The sequence below is a fragment of the Streptomyces bicolor genome, from assembly GCF_000719285.1.
GTDB lineage: Bacteria > Actinomycetota > Actinomycetes > Streptomycetales > Streptomycetaceae > Streptomyces > Streptomyces bicolor.
Map to the genome: position 1 here is coordinate 27,916 of NZ_JOFS01000041.1, position 16,041 is coordinate 43,956.

The following is a 16,041-nucleotide window of genomic DNA, read 5'->3' on the forward strand; positions in this document are numbered from 1 at the left end:
CCTACCGGGGACCCCAAGATCGCCTCCCCACCATTTCCCCGCGCCCCTTGACCCTCTCCCGACCAGATGCCCCATACAGCTTCGGTGGCAGTGTGCGATCACCTGTTCTTAAAGTAGGGCAATGCGCACTGGTGAGCCCCTGCCCACCGTGGGGGAGGTTCTCGCCGCCCTCGCGACCGGACTGTGGCACTGGAACACCGCCACGGGACTCGTCACGGTCGACGCGGAGGCGGCACGACTGCTGGGGCTGCCCGCCGAGCGGGCCACCCTCAGCCAGGCGCAGGTGCGCGCCCGGCTGCACCCGGTCGACTGGAACGAGATCAGCGGAGTGATCCAGCTGGCCGTCGCCGAGGGCACGCTCGGCGAGGTGCGGGTGCGGATCATGGACGGGCAGGGCCGGGTCATCCGGGTCGGCCGCAGCCGCTTCCACGCCTCCTTCGACCGCGAGAAACGGTCCTACGAGGTGACCGGCTCCCTCCAGGAGGTCACCGAACCGGCACCGGGCACCTCCGCGGGGCGTACGGCGGTCACCGGTGACTGGCGGCGCTCGCGGGAGGCGTTCCTGCTGGACGCCGGCCGGGCGCTGGCCGAGGCGCGCTCGACGGCGGAGGTGCTGCGGGTCGCGGCCGGTCTGTCGATGCCGGGTTTCTCACCGGACGGGCTCGCGGTGTTCGGGGTGACCGGCGATCGCCTGACGATCATCGGCCACCACGGCCATGAGCCCGGCGACGAGGACCCGTTCACGCACATGGCCCTGGACACGGACTACCCGGCCGCGGAGGTCGTCCGCACCGGCCGTGCCGTCTACCTCTCCTCCCCCGAGAGGTACAAGGAGCGCTATCCGGCCACCTGGCCCCTCGCGGCGCACTTCAAGCGGCAGTCCTGGGCGTTCCTGCCGCTGACCGTGGCCGGCCGCACGATGGGCGCCTGGATGGCGGCGTTCACCTATCCGGTCGCCTTCACACCCGACGAGCGGTCCGTGCTGACGACGGTCGCCCGCATGCTCGCCCAGGCCCTTTCCCGCGCCGAGGCCGCCGAGTCCGCGCGGGAGCTGACGGACGGCCTCCAGCGCTCGATGCTGCCCAAGCTGGGCCCCGAGATACCGGGCATGAGCGTCGCCGCCCGCTATGTCCCGACCGGCGGCGGGCTCCAGGTCGGCGGCGACTGGTACGACATGATCCCGCTGCCCAACGGCCGCTTCGCCCTGGTCATCGGCGACGTCCAGGGCCATGACGTGCGGGCGGCGGGCCTGATGGGCCAGCTCCGTATCGCCCTGCGCGCCTACGCCTCCGAGGGCCACCGCCCCGACGCCGTACTCTCCCGCGCCTCCCGCTTCCTGCACGGCATGACGTTCGGCTCCCTCGACGAGGACCCGTCCGACCTGCGCTTCGCGACCTGTCTGTACGTCGAGGTGGACCCCACGACCGGCCTGCTGGACATCGCCCGCGCCGGCCATCCGGACCCGGCGATCCGTATGAGCGACGGCACGGTGCTCGCCCGCCCGACGGCCGGCGGTCTCCCCCTGGGCATCGACCCGGACGCCGACTACCCGACGACCAGGATCACCCTGGAACCCGGCGAGACCATGCTGATCTGCACGGACGGCCTGATCGAGACCGGCGGCCACGACCTGGAGACCGGCTGGAAGCGCATCCGCACGATCCTGGAGGAGCACGACGGTGACCTGGAGGCGCTCGCCGACGGCCTCGTCCAGGCCGTCCACGGACCGTCCTCCCACCACACCACCGGCCCGCTCGCCGACCGGCGTGAGGACGACATAGCGGTGCTGCTGCTGCGCCGGCAGGGGGAGGGCTGCGGCTGCGGCGACACCCTCGTCGTCCCGCCGACGATCCGGCGCACCATGCTGTCGGTGGCGCAGGCCGAGCCGGAGCGGGTCGCGGCGGCCCGTCAGCAGCTGCGGGAGCTGCTGCACGACTGGGCCTCCGAGGACCAGGTCGACTCGGCGGTCCTGCTCCTCTCCGAGACGCTCACCAACGTCCTCGTCCACACCGACGCGGACGCCCTGCTCCTCGCCGAGGTCCGGGGCGATCCGGGGGACCGCCGGCTGCGCGTCGAGGTCACGGACACCAGCGACGACCTGCCGCACAAGCGCCGGCCCGGGGAACTGGCGTCGTCCGGGCGGGGGTTGATGCTGATCGAGCTGCTCGCACACGGGTGGGGCGTGGATCCGCGGGGCGAGGGCAAGAGCACGTGGTTCGAGCTCTACGAGTCCAAGGGCGCGGACGGCGGCGTGGACGGCTCGGAGGGCTCCGGCGACTCGGGGGGTTCCGGGCTTCCGTAGAGCTCGCGCAGTTCGTGTACGACGCCGGTGGCGGCGGCGGTGAGCGGTACGGCGAGCAGCATGCCGAGGACGCCGGCCACCGAGGCCCCCGCGGTGATCGTCACCATGACGACGGCCGGGTGCATCTGCACCGTCCGGCTCTGGATCATGGGCTGCAGGACATGCCCTTCCAGGACCTGCACGGCGAGCACGACTCCCAACACCCACAGCGCGATGACGAACCCCCGGTCGGCGAGCGCGACCAGCACAGCGACCGCCCCCGAGATGAAGGCGCCGAGATAGGGGATGTAGGCCCCGACGAAGACGAGCGCACCGAGCCCGACCGCACCCGGCACGTCGAGCACGAGCAGCCCTACGGTGATGCAGACGGCGTCGATGAAGGCGATGAAGGTGGTCCCCCGCATGAACCCCTCCACCGCATGGAAGGCACGCCGGGCCATGGCCTCCACGACGTCCCCGCTGTGGCCCGGGACGACGGACCGCAGGACGCCGGGGGCCCGATGGGAGTCCCGCAGGAAGAAGAACACCAGCAGCAGCGCGAGCACCGCCATGGCGACGGCCTCGCCTACGACGCTCACCCCGCTGATGACTCCCGAGGCGGCCGTCCCGCCGAACTTGGTCAGCAGCTCCTTGGAATTGGACGCGAGGTCGTCCAACGAGGTCCCGGCGGCCCCGAAGTGATCGGCGAGGTCCTGGCCGGCCTGCCTGAGCGAATCGACGATCTGGTCGCCGGTCTCGACGATCGCGGCGACGACGATGTACACGGCCCCACCGACGACGGCCACGACGGCGACGCAGGTGAGCCCGGCGGCCACCGACCGATTGACCTTGGCCTTCACCAGCCGCCGGTGCAGCGGCCTGAGCAGACCCGTCCCGAGCAGCGCCAGCAGCACGGGCACCACAGCCGTACGGAACTCCACGGTCAGCCGGATCGCGACGTAGACGACCCCGGCGACCAGCAGCATGACGACACACCAGGCGGCGAGCCGCCGGACGGGGTCGGGGAGCAGCGGGGTGGGGGCCGGCACGCTTCCAGCTGATCATGAGCGCGGCGGTGTTGTCGTGCGCGGGCGGACCGGGTGGGTGACGAGGAGACGAAAAGGCCGGAGCCGCACACCAGGGGTGCGGCTCCGGCCTAGGCCCTGTCGTACTGCCCGGATCAGGCCTCGGACGGCCCGCTCTCGCTCATTCCGTGCACCGCGGGGATCGTCCCCAGCCGGCCCTTCTGGAAGTCCTCGAAGGCCTGCTGGAGTTCTTCGCGCGTGTTCATCACGAAGGGGCCGTAGTGAGCCATCGGTTCGCGGATCGGCCGGCCGCCCAGCAGGACGACCTCCAGGTCCGGCGTGTGGGAGTCCTGCTTCTCGTCCGCACGGACCGTCAGCGAACCGCCCTCGCCGAAGACCGCGGTCTGGCCGAGGTGGATCGGGCGGCGCTCGGCGCCCACCGCGCCCCGCCCCGCGAGGACGTAGGCGAGGCCGTTGAAGTCCTCGCGCCACGGCAGGGTGATCTCCGCGCCCGGCGCGAGGGTCGCGTGGATCATCGTGATCGGGGTGTGGGTGACGCCGGGTCCCTGGTGGCCGTCCAGCTCGCCCGCGATGACACGCAGGAGCGCGCCGCCGTCGGGGGAGGTGAGCAGCTGGACGCTGCCGCCGCGGATGTCCTGGTAGCGGGGCGCCATCATCTTGTCGCCGGCCGGGAGGTTCACCCACAGCTGCAGGCCGTGGAAGAGACCGCCGGACATGACCAGCGACTCCGGCGGCGCCTCGATGTGCAGGAGGCCCGAACCGGCTGTCATCCACTGCGTGTCGCCGTTGGTGATGGTGCCGCCACCGCCGTTGGAGTCCTGGTGGTCGAAGATCCCGTCGATGATGTAGGTGACGGTCTCGAAGCCGCGGTGCGGGTGCCACGGGGTGCCCTTGGGCTCGCCCGGCGCGTAATCCACCTCGCCCATCTGGTCCATCATGATGAACGGGTCCAGGTAGCGGTAGTTGATCCCGGCGAACGCACGGCGCACCGGGAAGCCCTCACCCTCGAAACCGCTCGGCGCGGTCGTGACGGCGAGCACGGGACGGGCCACGGCCTCCGCGGGCGCGGCGACACGGGGCAGCGTCAGCGGGTTCTCGACGGTCACTGCAGGCATGTCGGTACCTCCTTGTGCGGCCAGTTTAGTTGAGCGTTGAACTTTCTGCCACCTCTAACGGGAAAAGCCGGGCTGCCATTCCCTCCGGGCACGACCGAAGGCCGGCACCCGGGGCGGGCGCCGGCCTTCGTCACGAGGACCCGGTGCTTCGGCGGCGGCTCAGTGTGTCAGCAAGAGCCGGGACGGTGGGGTCAGACAGCTGGTTCGGGCTGCTTCTCGCGGGTGCTGTCCGCCTCAGCGGTCCCGTCGGCATCACCGGCACCCTCCGCCTCCTCCCGCGGCTTCCTCCGGTCGTCCCGCGTCACCAGCGTCGCCAGCAGCGCCGCGGCCGCGACCCCGATCGCGCTGACCGTGAAGGTGGTGGACATCGAGGCGGTGAAGGCCTCGCGGGCCACCGCGACCAGCCCGGCGTCGCCACCGGCCACCGCCCCGGCGATCGAGTGCCTCGCCTCGTCCGGCACACCCTCGGGCATCCGGTCCGCGAAGCCGCTCGACAGCAGCGAGCCCAGGATCGCGATGCCCAGCGCCGTACCGGCCTGCTGGATGGTGTCGTTCAGGGCCGAGCCGACGCCCGCCTTGTCCTCGGGGATGGTGCCCATCAGGGCGCCGACCGCGGCCGGCATCGCGAGACCCGCGCCGAGCCCGAGCAGCCCGAGCGCCACCGCCGGGACCGTGAAGCCGGAGTCCGCCGAGACCGTGGCCAGCAGGGCGAAGCAGGCCACCATCACCAGCATCCCCGCGAGGATCACCCACCGGTTGCCGTACTTCGCGGCGAGCTTGACGCCCACGCCGTTGCCGACGAGGGCCGTGATCGCCAGCGGCAGGAAGGCGAGGCCCGCCTTGACCGGCGAGTAGCCGAGCACGAACTGCAGGTACTGGGTGAGGACCAGCAGCAGACCGCCGTTGCCGATCTGCACGAGGGCCAGGGAGAGCGAACCGCCGCTGAAGTTGCGGTGCTTGAACAGGACCAGCGGGACCATGGGGGACTTGGTGACGTTCTCCCAGATCACGAAGCCGGCCAGGGACACGACGGCCACGGGCAGGGCGACGGTCCACACGCCGTTCTGCGGGAGCTCGATGATCCACCAGACCAGGGCCGTCATCCCGGCCGCCGACAGCACCGCGCCCAGCGGGTCGGCCTTCTGCCAGGGCGCCCTGGACTCCGGCATCAGCGTCAGACCGGCGACGATCGCGAGCGCCACGATCGGGACGTTGATGAAGAAGATCGACTGCCACGAGAAGTGGTCGATCAGGACACCGCCCAGGACCGGGCTGCCGACCAGGCCGAGCATCGACACCGAGCTCCAGGCCGCCATCGCCTTGCCGCGCTCCTCCTCGTCGAAGACGGTGATGAGGATCGACAGGGTGGACGGCATGATCAGCGCCCCGCCGACGCCCATCGCGACGCGTACGGCGATCACCTCACCTGGATTCGTGCACCAGGTCGCGGCGAGTGAGGCCGCCCCGAAGAGCAGGAGCCCGATCAGCATCACCTTCCGGCGCCCGAACCGGTCACCGAGGCTGCCGGAGGTGAGCAGGAGACCCGCGAACACCAGGATGTAGGAGTCCAGGATCCACTGGGTCTCCTGGGCACTCGCCCCGATCTCCCCGGTCATCACGGGCACCGCGACGGTCAGCGCCATGCTGTCGACGACCAGCACCAGCGGACATCGTGCTGGACGGACTGACCCTGCGCCTCAAAGCAACGGCATCCTGAACGCCCTTGGGGGCGCGGGGCCCTATCAATATGCGGCTCCGCCGCGTGGGCGCGACCAGCCACAACGAACCCGCAGCCGCCGAACAACCCGGCGCGGCACCCCGCAAGGCGCTACCCGTACATCCGCCGCATCGCGAACTCCACCATCTGCTCCACAGCCTTCGCATCGAACACCATCCGGTGCTCGCCCTCCATGTCGAGAACGAACCCGTACCCGGTCGGCAGCAGGTCGATCACCTCGGCACCGGTGATGACGAAGTACTTGGACTCCTTGCCCGCGTACCGCCGCAGCTCCTTCAGCGAGGTGAACATCGGGATCACCGGCTGCTGGGTGTTGTGCAGGGCGAGGAATCCGGGGTTGTCGCCGCGCGGGCAGTAGACCTTCGACGTCGCGAAGACCTGCTGGAAGTCCTCCGCGGACATCTGCCCGGTGGTGAAGGCCCGCACCGCGTCCGCGAGGGAGGGCGGGGACGGCTCGGGGTAGAGCGGCGGCTGCTGGCCGTATCCGCCGACGCCGCCGGCCATGGGCTGTTGCGGCGGGGCGTATCCCTGCTGTGCACCGACGTTCTGGTCGTAGCCGTACATGGGCGCAAGCGTACCGAGCGCGGCCGGGAGGACGGGCCGGTACCGCCATGCGGGCAAACCGACAGTGACTTGACAGCGACTCGACAGTCCGCGCGCTGGTTTCCGACAGCTGCCGCTCCTAGCGTCTTTCCATGCACCGAGACCACGCCGAAGCAGTCCACGAGCACGACCGTGGGCTCTCCTACGACCTTCCGGTCCTCGCCCGCCGCCGGATGATCCGGCTGATGGCGGGGGCGGGCCTGATCCCGTTGGTGGGCTGCACCTCGGACGAGGAAACCTCCGCATCCTCCACGGCCACCTCCTCCGCCCATGGCGCCTCGCCCTCCGCGACCGCCGAGTGCGCGACCATCCCGGACGAGACCGCCGGCCCCTTCCCGGGCGACGGCTCGAACGGTGTGAACGTCCTGAAGGAGAGCGGTGTCGTCCGCAGCGACATCACCAAGAGCTTCGGCGACTCCGCGGGCGGCACCGCCGAGGGCGTGCCCCTGACCGTCACGCTGACGGTCGTGGACGCCGCCTCCGGCTGCGGGACGCCGAAGAAGGGCGCCGCCGTCTACATCTGGCACTGCGACCGGGACGGCGACTACTCCCTCTACTCCGAGGGCGTCACCGACGAGAACTACCTGCGGGGCGTCCAGGAGACCGACGACAAGGGCCAGGTCACCTTCACCAGCATCTTCCCCGGCTGCTACACGGGCCGCTGGCCGCACATCCACTTCGAGGTCTACGGCAGCCTGGCCGACGCCACGGCCGCCACCTCCATCACCAACACCTCGCAGCTCGCGTTCCCGAAGGACGTGTGCGACACGGTCTACGCAACGGACGGATACGACCAGAGTGTGACGAATCTCGCCGAGCTGTCCCTGGAGACGGACGGCATCTTCAGCGACGGTTACGAGCAGCAGCTGGCGGCGATGAAGGGCAGCGTGGCCGACGGCTACACCGCGACGCTGACCGTTCCGGTGTGACCTGTCACAGATGACGGGATCGGGGTTGCGTCTTATTACTGACGGGTAGCATCATCGTAGCTACTTGTTGGTACGTGAACTAGCGCGAGGATCCAAGTGCCTCGCCGATCCCTCTCTACGGAGCCGTGACCATGGGGCACTACAAGTCGAACCTCCGCGACATCGAGTTCAACCTCTTCGAAGTACTCGGACGCGACAAGCTGTACGGCACGGGTCCGTTCGAGGAGATGGACGTCGACACCGCGAAAAGCATCCTCGAGGAGCTGACGCGGCTCGCGGAGAACGAGCTGGCCGAGTCCTTCACGGACGCCGACCGCAACCCGCCGGTCTTCGACCCGGAGACCAACACCGCGCCGGTCCCGGCGTCCTTCAAGAAGAGCTACAAGGCCTTCATGGAGTCGGAGTACTGGCGGCTCGGGCTGCCCGAGGCGATCGGCGGCACCACCGCCCCGCCGTCGCTGATCTGGTCGTACGCGGAGCTGATCCTCGGTTCGAACCCGGCCGTGTGGATGTACTCCTCCGGTCCGGCGTTCGCCGGGATCCTCTACGACGAGGGCAACGACGTCCAGAAGAAGATCGCCCAGATCGCGGTCGAGAAGACCTGGGGCTCCACCATGGTGCTGACCGAGCCGGACGCCGGCTCGGACGTGGGCGCCGGCCGCACCAAGGCGATCCAGCAGGAGGACGGCTCCTGGCACATCGAGGGCGTGAAGCGGTTCATCACGTCCGGTGAGCACGACATGGAGGAGAACATCCTCCACTACGTCCTCGCCCGTCCCGAGGGCGCCGGCCCCGGCACCAAGGGCCTGTCCCTCTTCCTCGTCCCGAAGTACCTCTTCGACTTCGAGACCGGCGAGCTGGGCGAGCGCAACGGCGTCTACGCCACGAACGTCGAGCACAAGATGGGCCTGAAGGCCTCCAACACCTGCGAGATGACCTTCGGCGACCAGCACCCCGCCAAGGGCTGGCTGATCGGCGACAAGCACGACGGCATCCGCCAGATGTTCCGCATCATCGAGTTCGCCCGCATGATGGTCGGCACGAAGGCGATCTCCACGCTGTCGACGGGCTACCTGAACGCGCTGGAGTACGCCAAGGAGCGCGTCCAGGGTCCCGACCTCGCGAACTTCATGGACAAGACCGCGCCCAAGGTCACCATCACGCACCACCCGGACGTCCGCCGCTCGCTGATGACGCAGAAGGCGTACGCCGAGGGCATGCGCGCCCTCGTCCTCTACACCGCCTCGATCCAGGACGCGATCGCCGTCAAGGAGGCGGCCGGCGAGGACGCGAAGACCGAGCACGCGCTCAACGACCTGCTCCTGCCGATCGTCAAGGGCTACGGCTCCGAGAAGGGCTACGAGCAGCTCGCCCAGTCGCTGCAGACCTTCGGCGGCTCCGGCTTCCTGCAGGAGTACCCGATCGAGCAGTACATCCGGGACGCCAAGATCGACACCCTGTACGAGGGCACCACGGCGATCCAGGGCCAGGACTACTTCTTCCGGAAGATCGTCCGCAACCAGGGTGCGGCGCTGAACTCGCTCGCCGAGGACATCAAGAAGTTCCTGGCGCTCGGTGAGGGCGGCGACGAGCTGGCCGGCGCCCGCGAGCACCTCGCGAAGGCCGCCGTCGAGCTGGAGGCGATCGTCGGTCTGATGCTGACCGACCTCGCGGCCACCGAGCAGGACGTCAAGAACATCTACAAGGTGGGCCTCAACACCACCCGCCTGCTCATGGCCTCCGGTGACGTCGTCGTCGGCTACCTGCTGCTCAAGGGTGCCGCGGTCGCCGCCGAGAAGCTGCAGACGGCGTCGGCGAAGGACAAGGCCTTCTACACCGGCAAGATCGCGGCGGCGAAGTTCTTCGCGGCCAACGTCCTGCCGGGCGTCACCGGTGCGCGCAAGCTCGCCGAGGGCGTCGACCTGGACCTGATGGAGCTGGACGAGGCGGCCTTCTAGGCGATCCGGCCGCTCGGTTCCAGCGGCAGACTTCGGCCACTGGTTCCGGTCACTCACGGACAATCCACATCGCCCTCACGAGGGCCCGCTCTCCTTCACCGGGAGCGGGCCCTCGTACGTCGTTAAGGTGAACCCCATGAGCGCACCCCCCCGCTTCGACCGCGGCCATACCGACGACCTCATGTCCTTCCTGGCGGCGAGCCCGTCGCCGTACCACGCCGTGGCGAACACCGCCGAGCGGCTGGAGAAGGCCGGCTTCCGGCAGGTCGCCGAGACGGACGCGTGGGACGGGTCGAGCGGCGGCAAGTACGTGCTGCGCGGTGGCGCGATCGTGGCCTGGTACGTGCCCGAGGGCGCGGCGCCCCACACGCCCTTCCGGATCGTGGGCGCGCACACGGACTCCCCCAACCTGCGCGTGAAGCCGCTGCCCGACAGCGGGGCGCACGGCTGGCGGCAGGTGGCCGTGGAGATCTACGGCGGACCGCTGCTCAACTCCTGGCTCGACCGCGACCTGGGCCTGGCGGGCCGGCTGACGCTGCGGGACGGTTCGTCGCGGCTGGTCAACGTGGACCGTCCGCTGCTGCGCGTCCCCCAGCTCGCCATCCACCTGGACCGCTCGGTGTCCGCCGAGGGGCTGAAGCTCGACAAGCAGCGGCACCTGCAGCCCGTCTGGGGTCTCGGCAACGACGTGCGCGACGGCGATCTGATCGCGTTCCTGGAGGAGACGGCGGGGATTCCGGCAGGGGAGGTCACGGGCTGGGACCTGATGACGCACTCCGTGGAGCCGCCGGCGTACCTGGGCCGGGACAAGGAGCTGGTCGCGGGCCCGCGCATGGACAACCTGCTGTCGGTGCACGCGGGCGCGGCGGCGCTGACCGCGGCGGCGACCTCGGGCGCGGCCCTGCCCGCCATCCCGGTGCTGGCCGCCTTCGACCACGAGGAGAACGGCTCGCAGAGCGACACGGGGGCCGACGGGCCGCTGCTGGGCAGCGTCCTGGAGCGCTCGGTGTTCGCGCGCGGGGGCTCGTACGAGGACCGGGCACGCGCCTTCGCGGGCACGGTCTGTCTCTCCTCCGACACGGGCCACGCGGTCCACCCCAACTACGCGGAGCGCCACGACCCGACGCACCACCCGCGCGTCAACGGCGGACCGATCCTCAAGGTCAACGTCAACAACCGCTACGCGACCGACGGTTCGGGCCGCGCGGTGTGGGCGGCCGCCTGCGAGAAGGCGGACGTGCCCTTCCAGTCCTTCGTCTCCAACAACTCCATGCCCTGCGGCACCACCATCGGCCCGATCACCGCGGCCCGGCACGGCATCAGGACCATCGACATCGGCGTGGCGATCCTGTCGATGCACAGCGCACGGGAGTTGTGCGGCGCGGACGACCCGTGGCTGCTGGCGAATTCGCTGGTGGCGTTCCTGGAGGGGTAGTCCCTACGGGACGGGGTACCCGCCTCCGACCGGAAGCACCGGACCGGACAGGGAGGCGACAACTCATGGGCCTCGGCGGGTGCATCATTCTCATCGCCGTGGGAGCCATCCTCACGTTCGCGACCGACTGGGAGATGGAGGGGGTCAATCTCGACCTGGTCGGGATCATCCTGATGATCGTGGGGCTGATCGGCACCACGACGTTCAGCAGCATCGCCAGGCGCCGGCGCGTGGTGGTGCCGCCCTCGACGCCGGTCGTCGACGAGGAGGGGCACCACCATCGGCACCGGGAGGGCTACAGCGACGGTTACGGCGTCTGAGCCACTGCCGTCTCCATTCCGGCGAGCACCAGGGGCAGGCGATCGGCGCCGCCCTCGGTGAGCCGGACCGGCACACCCAGTCCTGTCGATGGACGTGACAGGCCGGGTACTCGTCGGTCCCCGCGGCGGAACCGCCGTCGGACGCGGTGTCGTCGCAGGACGCGGCCATCGCGGAGATGTGCAGGACGCCCTCCGGCACGGAAGGGTCGAGTTCGAGGGTGCGGGAGAGATCGGTTCCCGCACCCTCACCCGTGCGCAGCAGCCCGGGCGGGGTCCACCCGGCACCGACAGTCCGGTTCGTGGAGGTGTCCTGCCTGGTCAGGGCTGTCCCGGACAGGGGCCGCTGTCCGGGACAGTCCGGGACACGGCGTATGCGTTGCCCGGCGTTGTCGGCGCCTGTCAGCGTCGGTTCTGCCCGGCCGATCCGGCCCACGGGCACCACCTGTCACAGCGACTCATGGAGAGAACGCATGCGTGTACGTCATGCCCTGATGGGCTCCCTCGCCGGTGCGGCACTCGTCCTCGGCGGACTCGCGGCGCCGGCCGCACAGGCGGCCGACGTCGGCGCGACCGCGGTCACGTGCGGCAACGCCAACTGGCCGCACAGCAACAAGGACAGCGGCTCCGGCAAGGTGACCAAGTCCGGCAGCGCCGCCGTGCACACGGGACCGTACGGTGCCTGCACCATCGTGGGATACGTCTCGCAGGGCGCCACGGTCCACTACGACTGCTACGCCGTGAACGACTACGGCAACACCTGGACCTGGGTCCGCGACGCGGGCGGCAGCAGCCTCGGCTGGATCTACGACGCCTACCTGGACGACGGGGGCGCCACGGCCCGCTGCTGACGACCGGTCACCGAGCCGGTCCGGCGGGGTGGGGGGTGCCCCGGCGGACCGGCTCAGTCGCCCGCAGGGCCGATGAGGTACTGCTGGGCCTTCGCGCCGTCACATGTCTGCACGGTGGCCTCGGTCCCCGCCTCCGGCCGCGCGGCCGCCACTCCCACGCACCGGCTTTCGTCGACGCGCAGCATGTACGTCGTCGCCTTCGACACCGACATCGACCTGCCGCCCTCGGGCCGTGCCCGCACGGGCTCGATGCGGAACACGGTCGCCGCGGCGCAGTTGTTCTGCGGTTCCAGCAGGCCACGGGTCGTTTCGCCGGTCAGGACCTTCAGGCAGCCCGAGGCGTGCACCGGGTGGGTCCACCGCACGCGGTAGGTGCCGTTCCCGGCCGCCACCAGATCGGTCACCGGCGGTTCCGCCTTGGCGCACGGGCGGTGCACCGCCACCTGCGACTCGTAACGGCCGTCCTGGAGGAAGCCGTCGGTCAGGCACAGCGTGGGGGACTGGACCGGCCGGATGCGCAGCGGACCGTCCCCGAAGGGGGAGGCCGTGGGGGAGGCCGAGGCGTCGCCTGCCCCGGCCGGGTCGGTGGCGTCCGGGTCGTCGGACCAGGGCCGGGCCAGGAGGCCGACCGTCGCCAGGGCCAGGCACGCGACCGCGGCGGTGGTGATCCAGCGGAAGCTCCACGCGCGCGTGCCCCGTTCACGGGCGGGGGGTCCGGCCGCACCGGGGACGGCCGGGGCCTGCGCCGTGGACGCCGCGATCCGCTCCCGGGCTTCGAGCCACTGCGGTACCCGGTCGTCGCCCTCGCACGCCCTGACGAACGCGGCGACGAGTTCGGCCCGGGGCAGGCCGTCCCGGGCGAGCACGTTGGCGAGCGTGCTCTTGGCCAGGACGTCACCCCGGGCCGCCGCCCGCTGCTCCAACTCCCGGTAGGTCAGACCGGAACGTTCCTTCGCCCGCCGCATCGACGCGACGAACTCAGCGGCGTCGGAGGCCTCTTCGGGCCGCGGAAATCTCTCGCTCCCCATGAACTCCAATGTCCCGGGCGCCCAGGAGAAAGCGCAATCCAAGATCCCGTCATTCCCGTGCGCACCGCCACGCGCGCGTGCGGGTGGTTCGGTCAGGTGAGCGCATGCCCCGGGGTCACGTCCACGTGGTCCGGTACGTCGTCGTGCCGGTCGCCGACGGTGAGGGTGCCCGTGGGTTCGAAGAGGAGGAGGGCGGTGGGGACGGGGGCGTACGGCTTGTGCTCGGTGCCGCGCGGGACGGTGAAGACGCTGCCCTTGGGGAGGACGACCGTGCGTTCCCCGGAAGGCTCCCGCAGGAAGATGTGCAGCTCCCCCTCCAGGACGAGGAAGAACTCGTCGGTGTGGTCGTGCACGTGCCAGAGGTGCTCGCCCTCGACCTTCGCGATGCGTACGTCGTAGTCGTTGACGGCGGTGACGATGCGGGGGCTCCACCGGTCGGTGAAGGAGGCGAGGGCGTCGGACAGCGCGATGGGTTCCATGGGTTCATCGTCGGGCGTGGTGGGAGCGCCCCACGAGTGCTAGGAATCGCACATGCCGCAAGGATCCTCTCAGCAGCCGCATCGTGTGGTTCTCGTGGTCGACGAGAACTCGAACCCCTTCGAGATGAGTTGCGCCATCGAGATCTTCGGGCTGCGCCGCCCCGAACTGGGCCGGGAGCTGTACGACTTCCGGCTGTGCGCCGCCGAACCGCTGACGCGGATGCGGGACGGCTTCTTCACGCTCACCGGGGTGGCCGGTCTCGAGGCCGCCGAGGAGGCCGATACGCTGATCGTGCCGAACCGGCCGGACACGGAGGTGCCCCGCTCCCCCGAGGTGCTGGACGTCGTAGGCCGGGCACACGCGCGTGGCGCCCGCCTGCTCGGCTTCTGCTCCGGGGCGTTCACGATCGCGGAGGCCGGGCTGCTGGAGGGGCGGCGGGCGGCGTGTCACTGGATGTGGGCGGAGTCGTTCCGGACCCGGTTTCCCCTGGTCCGGCTGGAACCGGACGTCCTGTTCGTCGACGACGGCGACATCCTGACGGCCTCCGGGAGTGCGTCGGCACTGGACCTGGGCCTGCATGTCGTACGGCGTGACCACGGGGCCGAGATCGCCAACCATGTCTCCCGGCGCCTGGTCTTCGCCGCCCACCGCGACGGCGGTCAGCGGCAGTTCGTGGAGCGGCCGGTCCCGGACGTGCCGGACGAGTCCCTGGCCCCGCTGCTGGCCTGGGCGCAGGAACGGCTGGGCGAGCCGCTGGCGGTGGCCGACCTGGCGGACCGGGCGGCGATGTCGCCGGCGACCCTGCACCGCCGCTTCCGGACACAGTTGGGGACGACTCCGCTCGCGTGGCTCACGGGGGAGAGGGTGGCGCTGGCCTGCAGGCTGATCGAGCGGGGGGAGGAGCGGCTCGATGTGGTGGCCGCGCGAAGTGGGCTGGGGACGGCCGCGAACCTACGCGCGCACGTGCGGCGCGTCACCGGGCTCAGCCCGTCGCAGTACCGGCGGCGTTTCGGGCCGTCGGCCGTCGGACCGTCGGCCGCGGGAATGCCGGTGGCCGCGTGGGATGACGCGGTGACGCCCGGCCCGTCCTGAGCAAGGAGCCGGGCGTGGAGTTCCCCGGGATCAGGGGGACACGGAAGGGTCGGCCGCCGCGGTGGCCCCGGACCTGACCTGCTGGAGCCAGGCCGCCGAGATGTTCTTCGGGACCTCCGGCATCAGACCGTCCTCCTTGGCGAAGGCGAGGGCCCGGTGGTACGCGCCGCCGCCGCAGCCGTCGGACTGGTGAAGGAGCTTCACGTCGACGGAGTCGTCGATGACGGGCGTGGTGGCGTCGTCGCGGGTGACGCGGAGACGGACCGGGGCGGTGTCGGGGTCGACGTCGTCCGGCAGCCGGAGACTGACATGCGAGACGCCCTCCTGCCTGAACTCGCCTTTGACGCACTCACCGCGCGTGCACAGCTCGTAGGACGCGCCCGCGAGACCGTCGTAGCCGTCCTGCACGACGTACACGCCGACCTCGGACACCACGCCGACCCCGGCGCAGACCTGTGTGCCCGCGCATCCGGACACGCCTGCGACCATGGCGGCGACACCGCCGAGCACGCGCGCGTATCCGATCCGGATCACCACTTCTGCACCCCTCCTGGAAGCACCTTCTCCACGAGGGAGACGTCGGTGCAGACTACGCGGCGCGGCCCGTCGTGATCATCCTGTCGGGCTACCGGTTGAGTCCGGCTCCGGTCGTCGGGGAAGCCGTAACGGCATGAGATTCCTCGTACGCGACCGGATCCTCGGCATCGGTGACGACTACTGGATCGAGGACGACCGGGGCAACAAGGTGTTCCTCGTCGACGGCAAGGCGATGCGGCTGCGGGACACCTTCGAGCTGAAGGACACGCAGGGGCGCGTTCTCGTCGACATCCACCAGAAGATGCTCGCCCTGCGCGACACGATGGTGATCGAGCGGGACGGCGCGCCGCTCGCGAAGATCCGCCGCAAACGGCTGTCCCTGCTGCGCAACCACTACCGGGTGTCCCTGGCGGACGGCAGCACGGAACTCGACGTCAGCGGCAAGGTCCTGGACCGGGAGTTCGCCATCGAGTACGACGGCGAACTGCTGGCCGTGGTCTCCCGGCGGTGGCTGCACGTGCGGGAGACGTACGGCGTGGACGTCGTACGGGACGACGCGGATCCGGCGCTGCTGATCGCGGTGGCGGTGTGTGTGATCCATCTCGCGGAGAAGGAGAGCGGGGACGACTGA

At 70.5% G+C, this 16,041-nt stretch carries 15 protein-coding genes and 1 pseudogene; 8 read left to right on the forward strand and 8 right to left on the reverse strand.

Going from position 1 to position 16,041, the window contains the following annotated elements; genetic code table 11:
- Nucleotides 1-121 precede the first annotated feature (121 nt).
- The gene (locus tag IF78_RS0137135) at nucleotides 122-2,302 is read left to right on the forward strand and encodes a SpoIIE family protein phosphatase (RefSeq protein ID WP_031483204.1); all 2,181 of its coding nucleotides are present in this window, start codon (nucleotides 122-124) and stop codon (nucleotides 2,300-2,302) included.
- Here IF78_RS0137135 and IF78_RS0137140 read toward each other — a convergent pair.
- From IF78_RS0137140 to IF78_RS0137155, 4 genes are all read right to left on the reverse strand, one after another.
- Nucleotides 2,224-3,267, reverse strand: a complete 1,044-nt coding sequence (locus tag IF78_RS0137140; protein ID WP_078662732.1) for an AI-2E family transporter — start codon at nucleotides 3,265-3,267, stop codon at nucleotides 2,224-2,226. The two genes, IF78_RS0137135 and IF78_RS0137140, sit on opposite strands and share 79 nt — an antisense overlap.
- Nucleotides 3,268-3,461: 194 nt before the next feature.
- A complete protein-coding gene (locus IF78_RS0137145) occupies nucleotides 3,462-4,442 on the reverse strand; it encodes a pirin family protein (protein ID WP_031483208.1) in 981 nt (326 codons plus the stop codon).
- Between the two features lie 191 nt (nucleotides 4,443-4,633).
- Nucleotides 4,634-6,106: an MFS transporter gene (locus tag IF78_RS0137150; RefSeq protein WP_234439847.1), complete on the reverse strand. Its 1,473-nt coding sequence runs from the start codon at nucleotides 6,104-6,106 to the stop codon at nucleotides 4,634-4,636.
- A gap of 164 nt (nucleotides 6,107-6,270) precedes the next feature.
- Entirely contained in the window at nucleotides 6,271-6,744 is a 474-nt protein-coding gene (locus IF78_RS0137155; protein WP_031483212.1) for an SseB family protein, read from the reverse strand.
- Between the two features lie 131 nt (nucleotides 6,745-6,875).
- On the opposite strand from IF78_RS0137155, the gene IF78_RS0137160 reads away from it, so the two are divergent.
- The 4 genes from IF78_RS0137160 (at nucleotide 6,876) to IF78_RS0137175 (ending at nucleotide 11,425) form a co-directional block, all read left to right on the forward strand.
- Entirely contained in the window at nucleotides 6,876-7,712 is an 837-nt protein-coding gene (locus IF78_RS0137160) for an intradiol ring-cleavage dioxygenase (RefSeq protein ID WP_031483214.1), read from the forward strand.
- A gap of 131 nt (nucleotides 7,713-7,843) precedes the next feature.
- A complete protein-coding gene (locus IF78_RS0137165; protein WP_031483215.1) occupies nucleotides 7,844-9,670 on the forward strand; it encodes an acyl-CoA dehydrogenase in 1,827 nt (608 codons plus the stop codon).
- A 136-nt stretch (nucleotides 9,671-9,806) separates the two neighbouring features.
- Nucleotides 9,807-11,105, forward strand: coding sequence for a M18 family aminopeptidase (locus tag IF78_RS0137170; RefSeq protein ID WP_031483217.1), 1,299 nt, complete (start codon nucleotides 9,807-9,809; stop codon nucleotides 11,103-11,105).
- A gap of 65 nt (nucleotides 11,106-11,170) precedes the next feature.
- Entirely contained in the window at nucleotides 11,171-11,425 is a 255-nt protein-coding gene (locus IF78_RS0137175) for a DUF6458 family protein (protein ID WP_031483219.1), read from the forward strand.
- Here IF78_RS0137175 and IF78_RS50000 read toward each other — a convergent pair.
- Nucleotides 11,413-11,771: pseudogene (locus tag IF78_RS50000) on the reverse strand (hypothetical protein); the annotation flags it as partial. The gene IF78_RS0137175 and the pseudogene IF78_RS50000 sit on opposite strands and share 13 nt — an antisense overlap.
- A 124-nt stretch (nucleotides 11,772-11,895) precedes the next feature.
- Here IF78_RS50000 and IF78_RS0137180 point away from each other — a divergent pair.
- Nucleotides 11,896-12,273: a hypothetical protein gene (locus IF78_RS0137180; RefSeq protein ID WP_051828487.1), complete on the forward strand. Its 378-nt coding sequence runs from the start codon at nucleotides 11,896-11,898 to the stop codon at nucleotides 12,271-12,273.
- A gap of 53 nt (nucleotides 12,274-12,326) precedes the next feature.
- Here the strand turns inward: IF78_RS0137180 and IF78_RS0137185 are convergent, their stop codons facing one another.
- Both IF78_RS0137185 and IF78_RS0137190 read right to left on the reverse strand, forming a co-directional pair.
- The gene (locus IF78_RS0137185; protein ID WP_031483223.1) at nucleotides 12,327-13,301 is read right to left on the reverse strand and encodes an RICIN domain-containing protein; all 975 of its coding nucleotides are present in this window, start codon (nucleotides 13,299-13,301) and stop codon (nucleotides 12,327-12,329) included.
- Between the two features lie 92 nt (nucleotides 13,302-13,393).
- Nucleotides 13,394-13,780 carry a cupin domain-containing protein gene (locus tag IF78_RS0137190; RefSeq protein WP_031483225.1) on the reverse strand — a complete coding sequence of 129 codons (387 nt, stop codon included), beginning with the start codon at nucleotides 13,778-13,780 and terminating at the stop codon, nucleotides 13,394-13,396.
- Between the two features lie 52 nt (nucleotides 13,781-13,832).
- Between IF78_RS0137190 and IF78_RS0137195 the strand changes: the two genes are divergently transcribed.
- Complete coding sequence (locus tag IF78_RS0137195; protein ID WP_051828488.1) at nucleotides 13,833-14,873, forward strand: GlxA family transcriptional regulator; 1,041 nt, start codon at nucleotides 13,833-13,835, stop codon at nucleotides 14,871-14,873.
- Nucleotides 14,874-14,903: 30 nt separating this feature from the next.
- Here IF78_RS0137195 and IF78_RS0137200 read toward each other — a convergent pair whose 3' ends face one another.
- The gene (locus IF78_RS0137200) at nucleotides 14,904-15,410 is read right to left on the reverse strand and encodes a hypothetical protein (protein WP_031483229.1); all 507 of its coding nucleotides are present in this window, start codon (nucleotides 15,408-15,410) and stop codon (nucleotides 14,904-14,906) included.
- Between the two features lie 133 nt (nucleotides 15,411-15,543).
- Here IF78_RS0137200 and IF78_RS0137205 point away from each other — a divergent pair, with 133 nt between their 5' ends.
- Nucleotides 15,544-16,041, forward strand: coding sequence for an LURP-one-related/scramblase family protein (locus IF78_RS0137205; protein WP_031483231.1), 498 nt, complete (start codon nucleotides 15,544-15,546; stop codon nucleotides 16,039-16,041).

Bases quoted from the DNA above. Each gene is read 5' to 3' on its own strand.
- IF78_RS0137135 (WP_031483204.1), top strand. From the start codon at position 122: ATGCGCACTGGTGAGCCCCTGCCCACCGTGGGGGAGGTTCTCGCCGCC.
- IF78_RS0137140 (WP_078662732.1), bottom strand. From the start codon at position 3,267: ATGCTGCTGGTCGCCGGGGTCGTCTACGTCGCGATCCGGCTGACCGTG.
- IF78_RS0137145 (WP_031483208.1), bottom strand. From the start codon at position 4,442: ATGCCTGCAGTGACCGTCGAGAACCCGCTGACGCTGCCCCGTGTCGCC.
- IF78_RS0137155 (WP_031483212.1), bottom strand. From the start codon at position 6,744: ATGTACGGCTACGACCAGAACGTCGGTGCACAGCAGGGATACGCCCCG.
- IF78_RS0137160 (WP_031483214.1), top strand. From the start codon at position 6,876: ATGCACCGAGACCACGCCGAAGCAGTCCACGAGCACGACCGTGGGCTC.
- IF78_RS0137165 (WP_031483215.1), top strand. From the start codon at position 7,844: ATGGGGCACTACAAGTCGAACCTCCGCGACATCGAGTTCAACCTCTTC.
- IF78_RS0137170 (WP_031483217.1), top strand. From the start codon at position 9,807: ATGAGCGCACCCCCCCGCTTCGACCGCGGCCATACCGACGACCTCATG.
- IF78_RS0137175 (WP_031483219.1), top strand. From the start codon at position 11,171: ATGGGCCTCGGCGGGTGCATCATTCTCATCGCCGTGGGAGCCATCCTC.
- IF78_RS0137180 (WP_051828487.1), top strand. From the start codon at position 11,896: ATGCGTGTACGTCATGCCCTGATGGGCTCCCTCGCCGGTGCGGCACTC.
- IF78_RS0137185 (WP_031483223.1), bottom strand. From the start codon at position 13,301: ATGGGGAGCGAGAGATTTCCGCGGCCCGAAGAGGCCTCCGACGCCGCT.
- IF78_RS0137190 (WP_031483225.1), bottom strand. From the start codon at position 13,780: ATGGAACCCATCGCGCTGTCCGACGCCCTCGCCTCCTTCACCGACCGG.
- IF78_RS0137195 (WP_051828488.1), top strand. From the start codon at position 13,833: ATGCCGCAAGGATCCTCTCAGCAGCCGCATCGTGTGGTTCTCGTGGTC.
- IF78_RS0137205 (WP_031483231.1), top strand. From the start codon at position 15,544: ATGAGATTCCTCGTACGCGACCGGATCCTCGGCATCGGTGACGACTAC.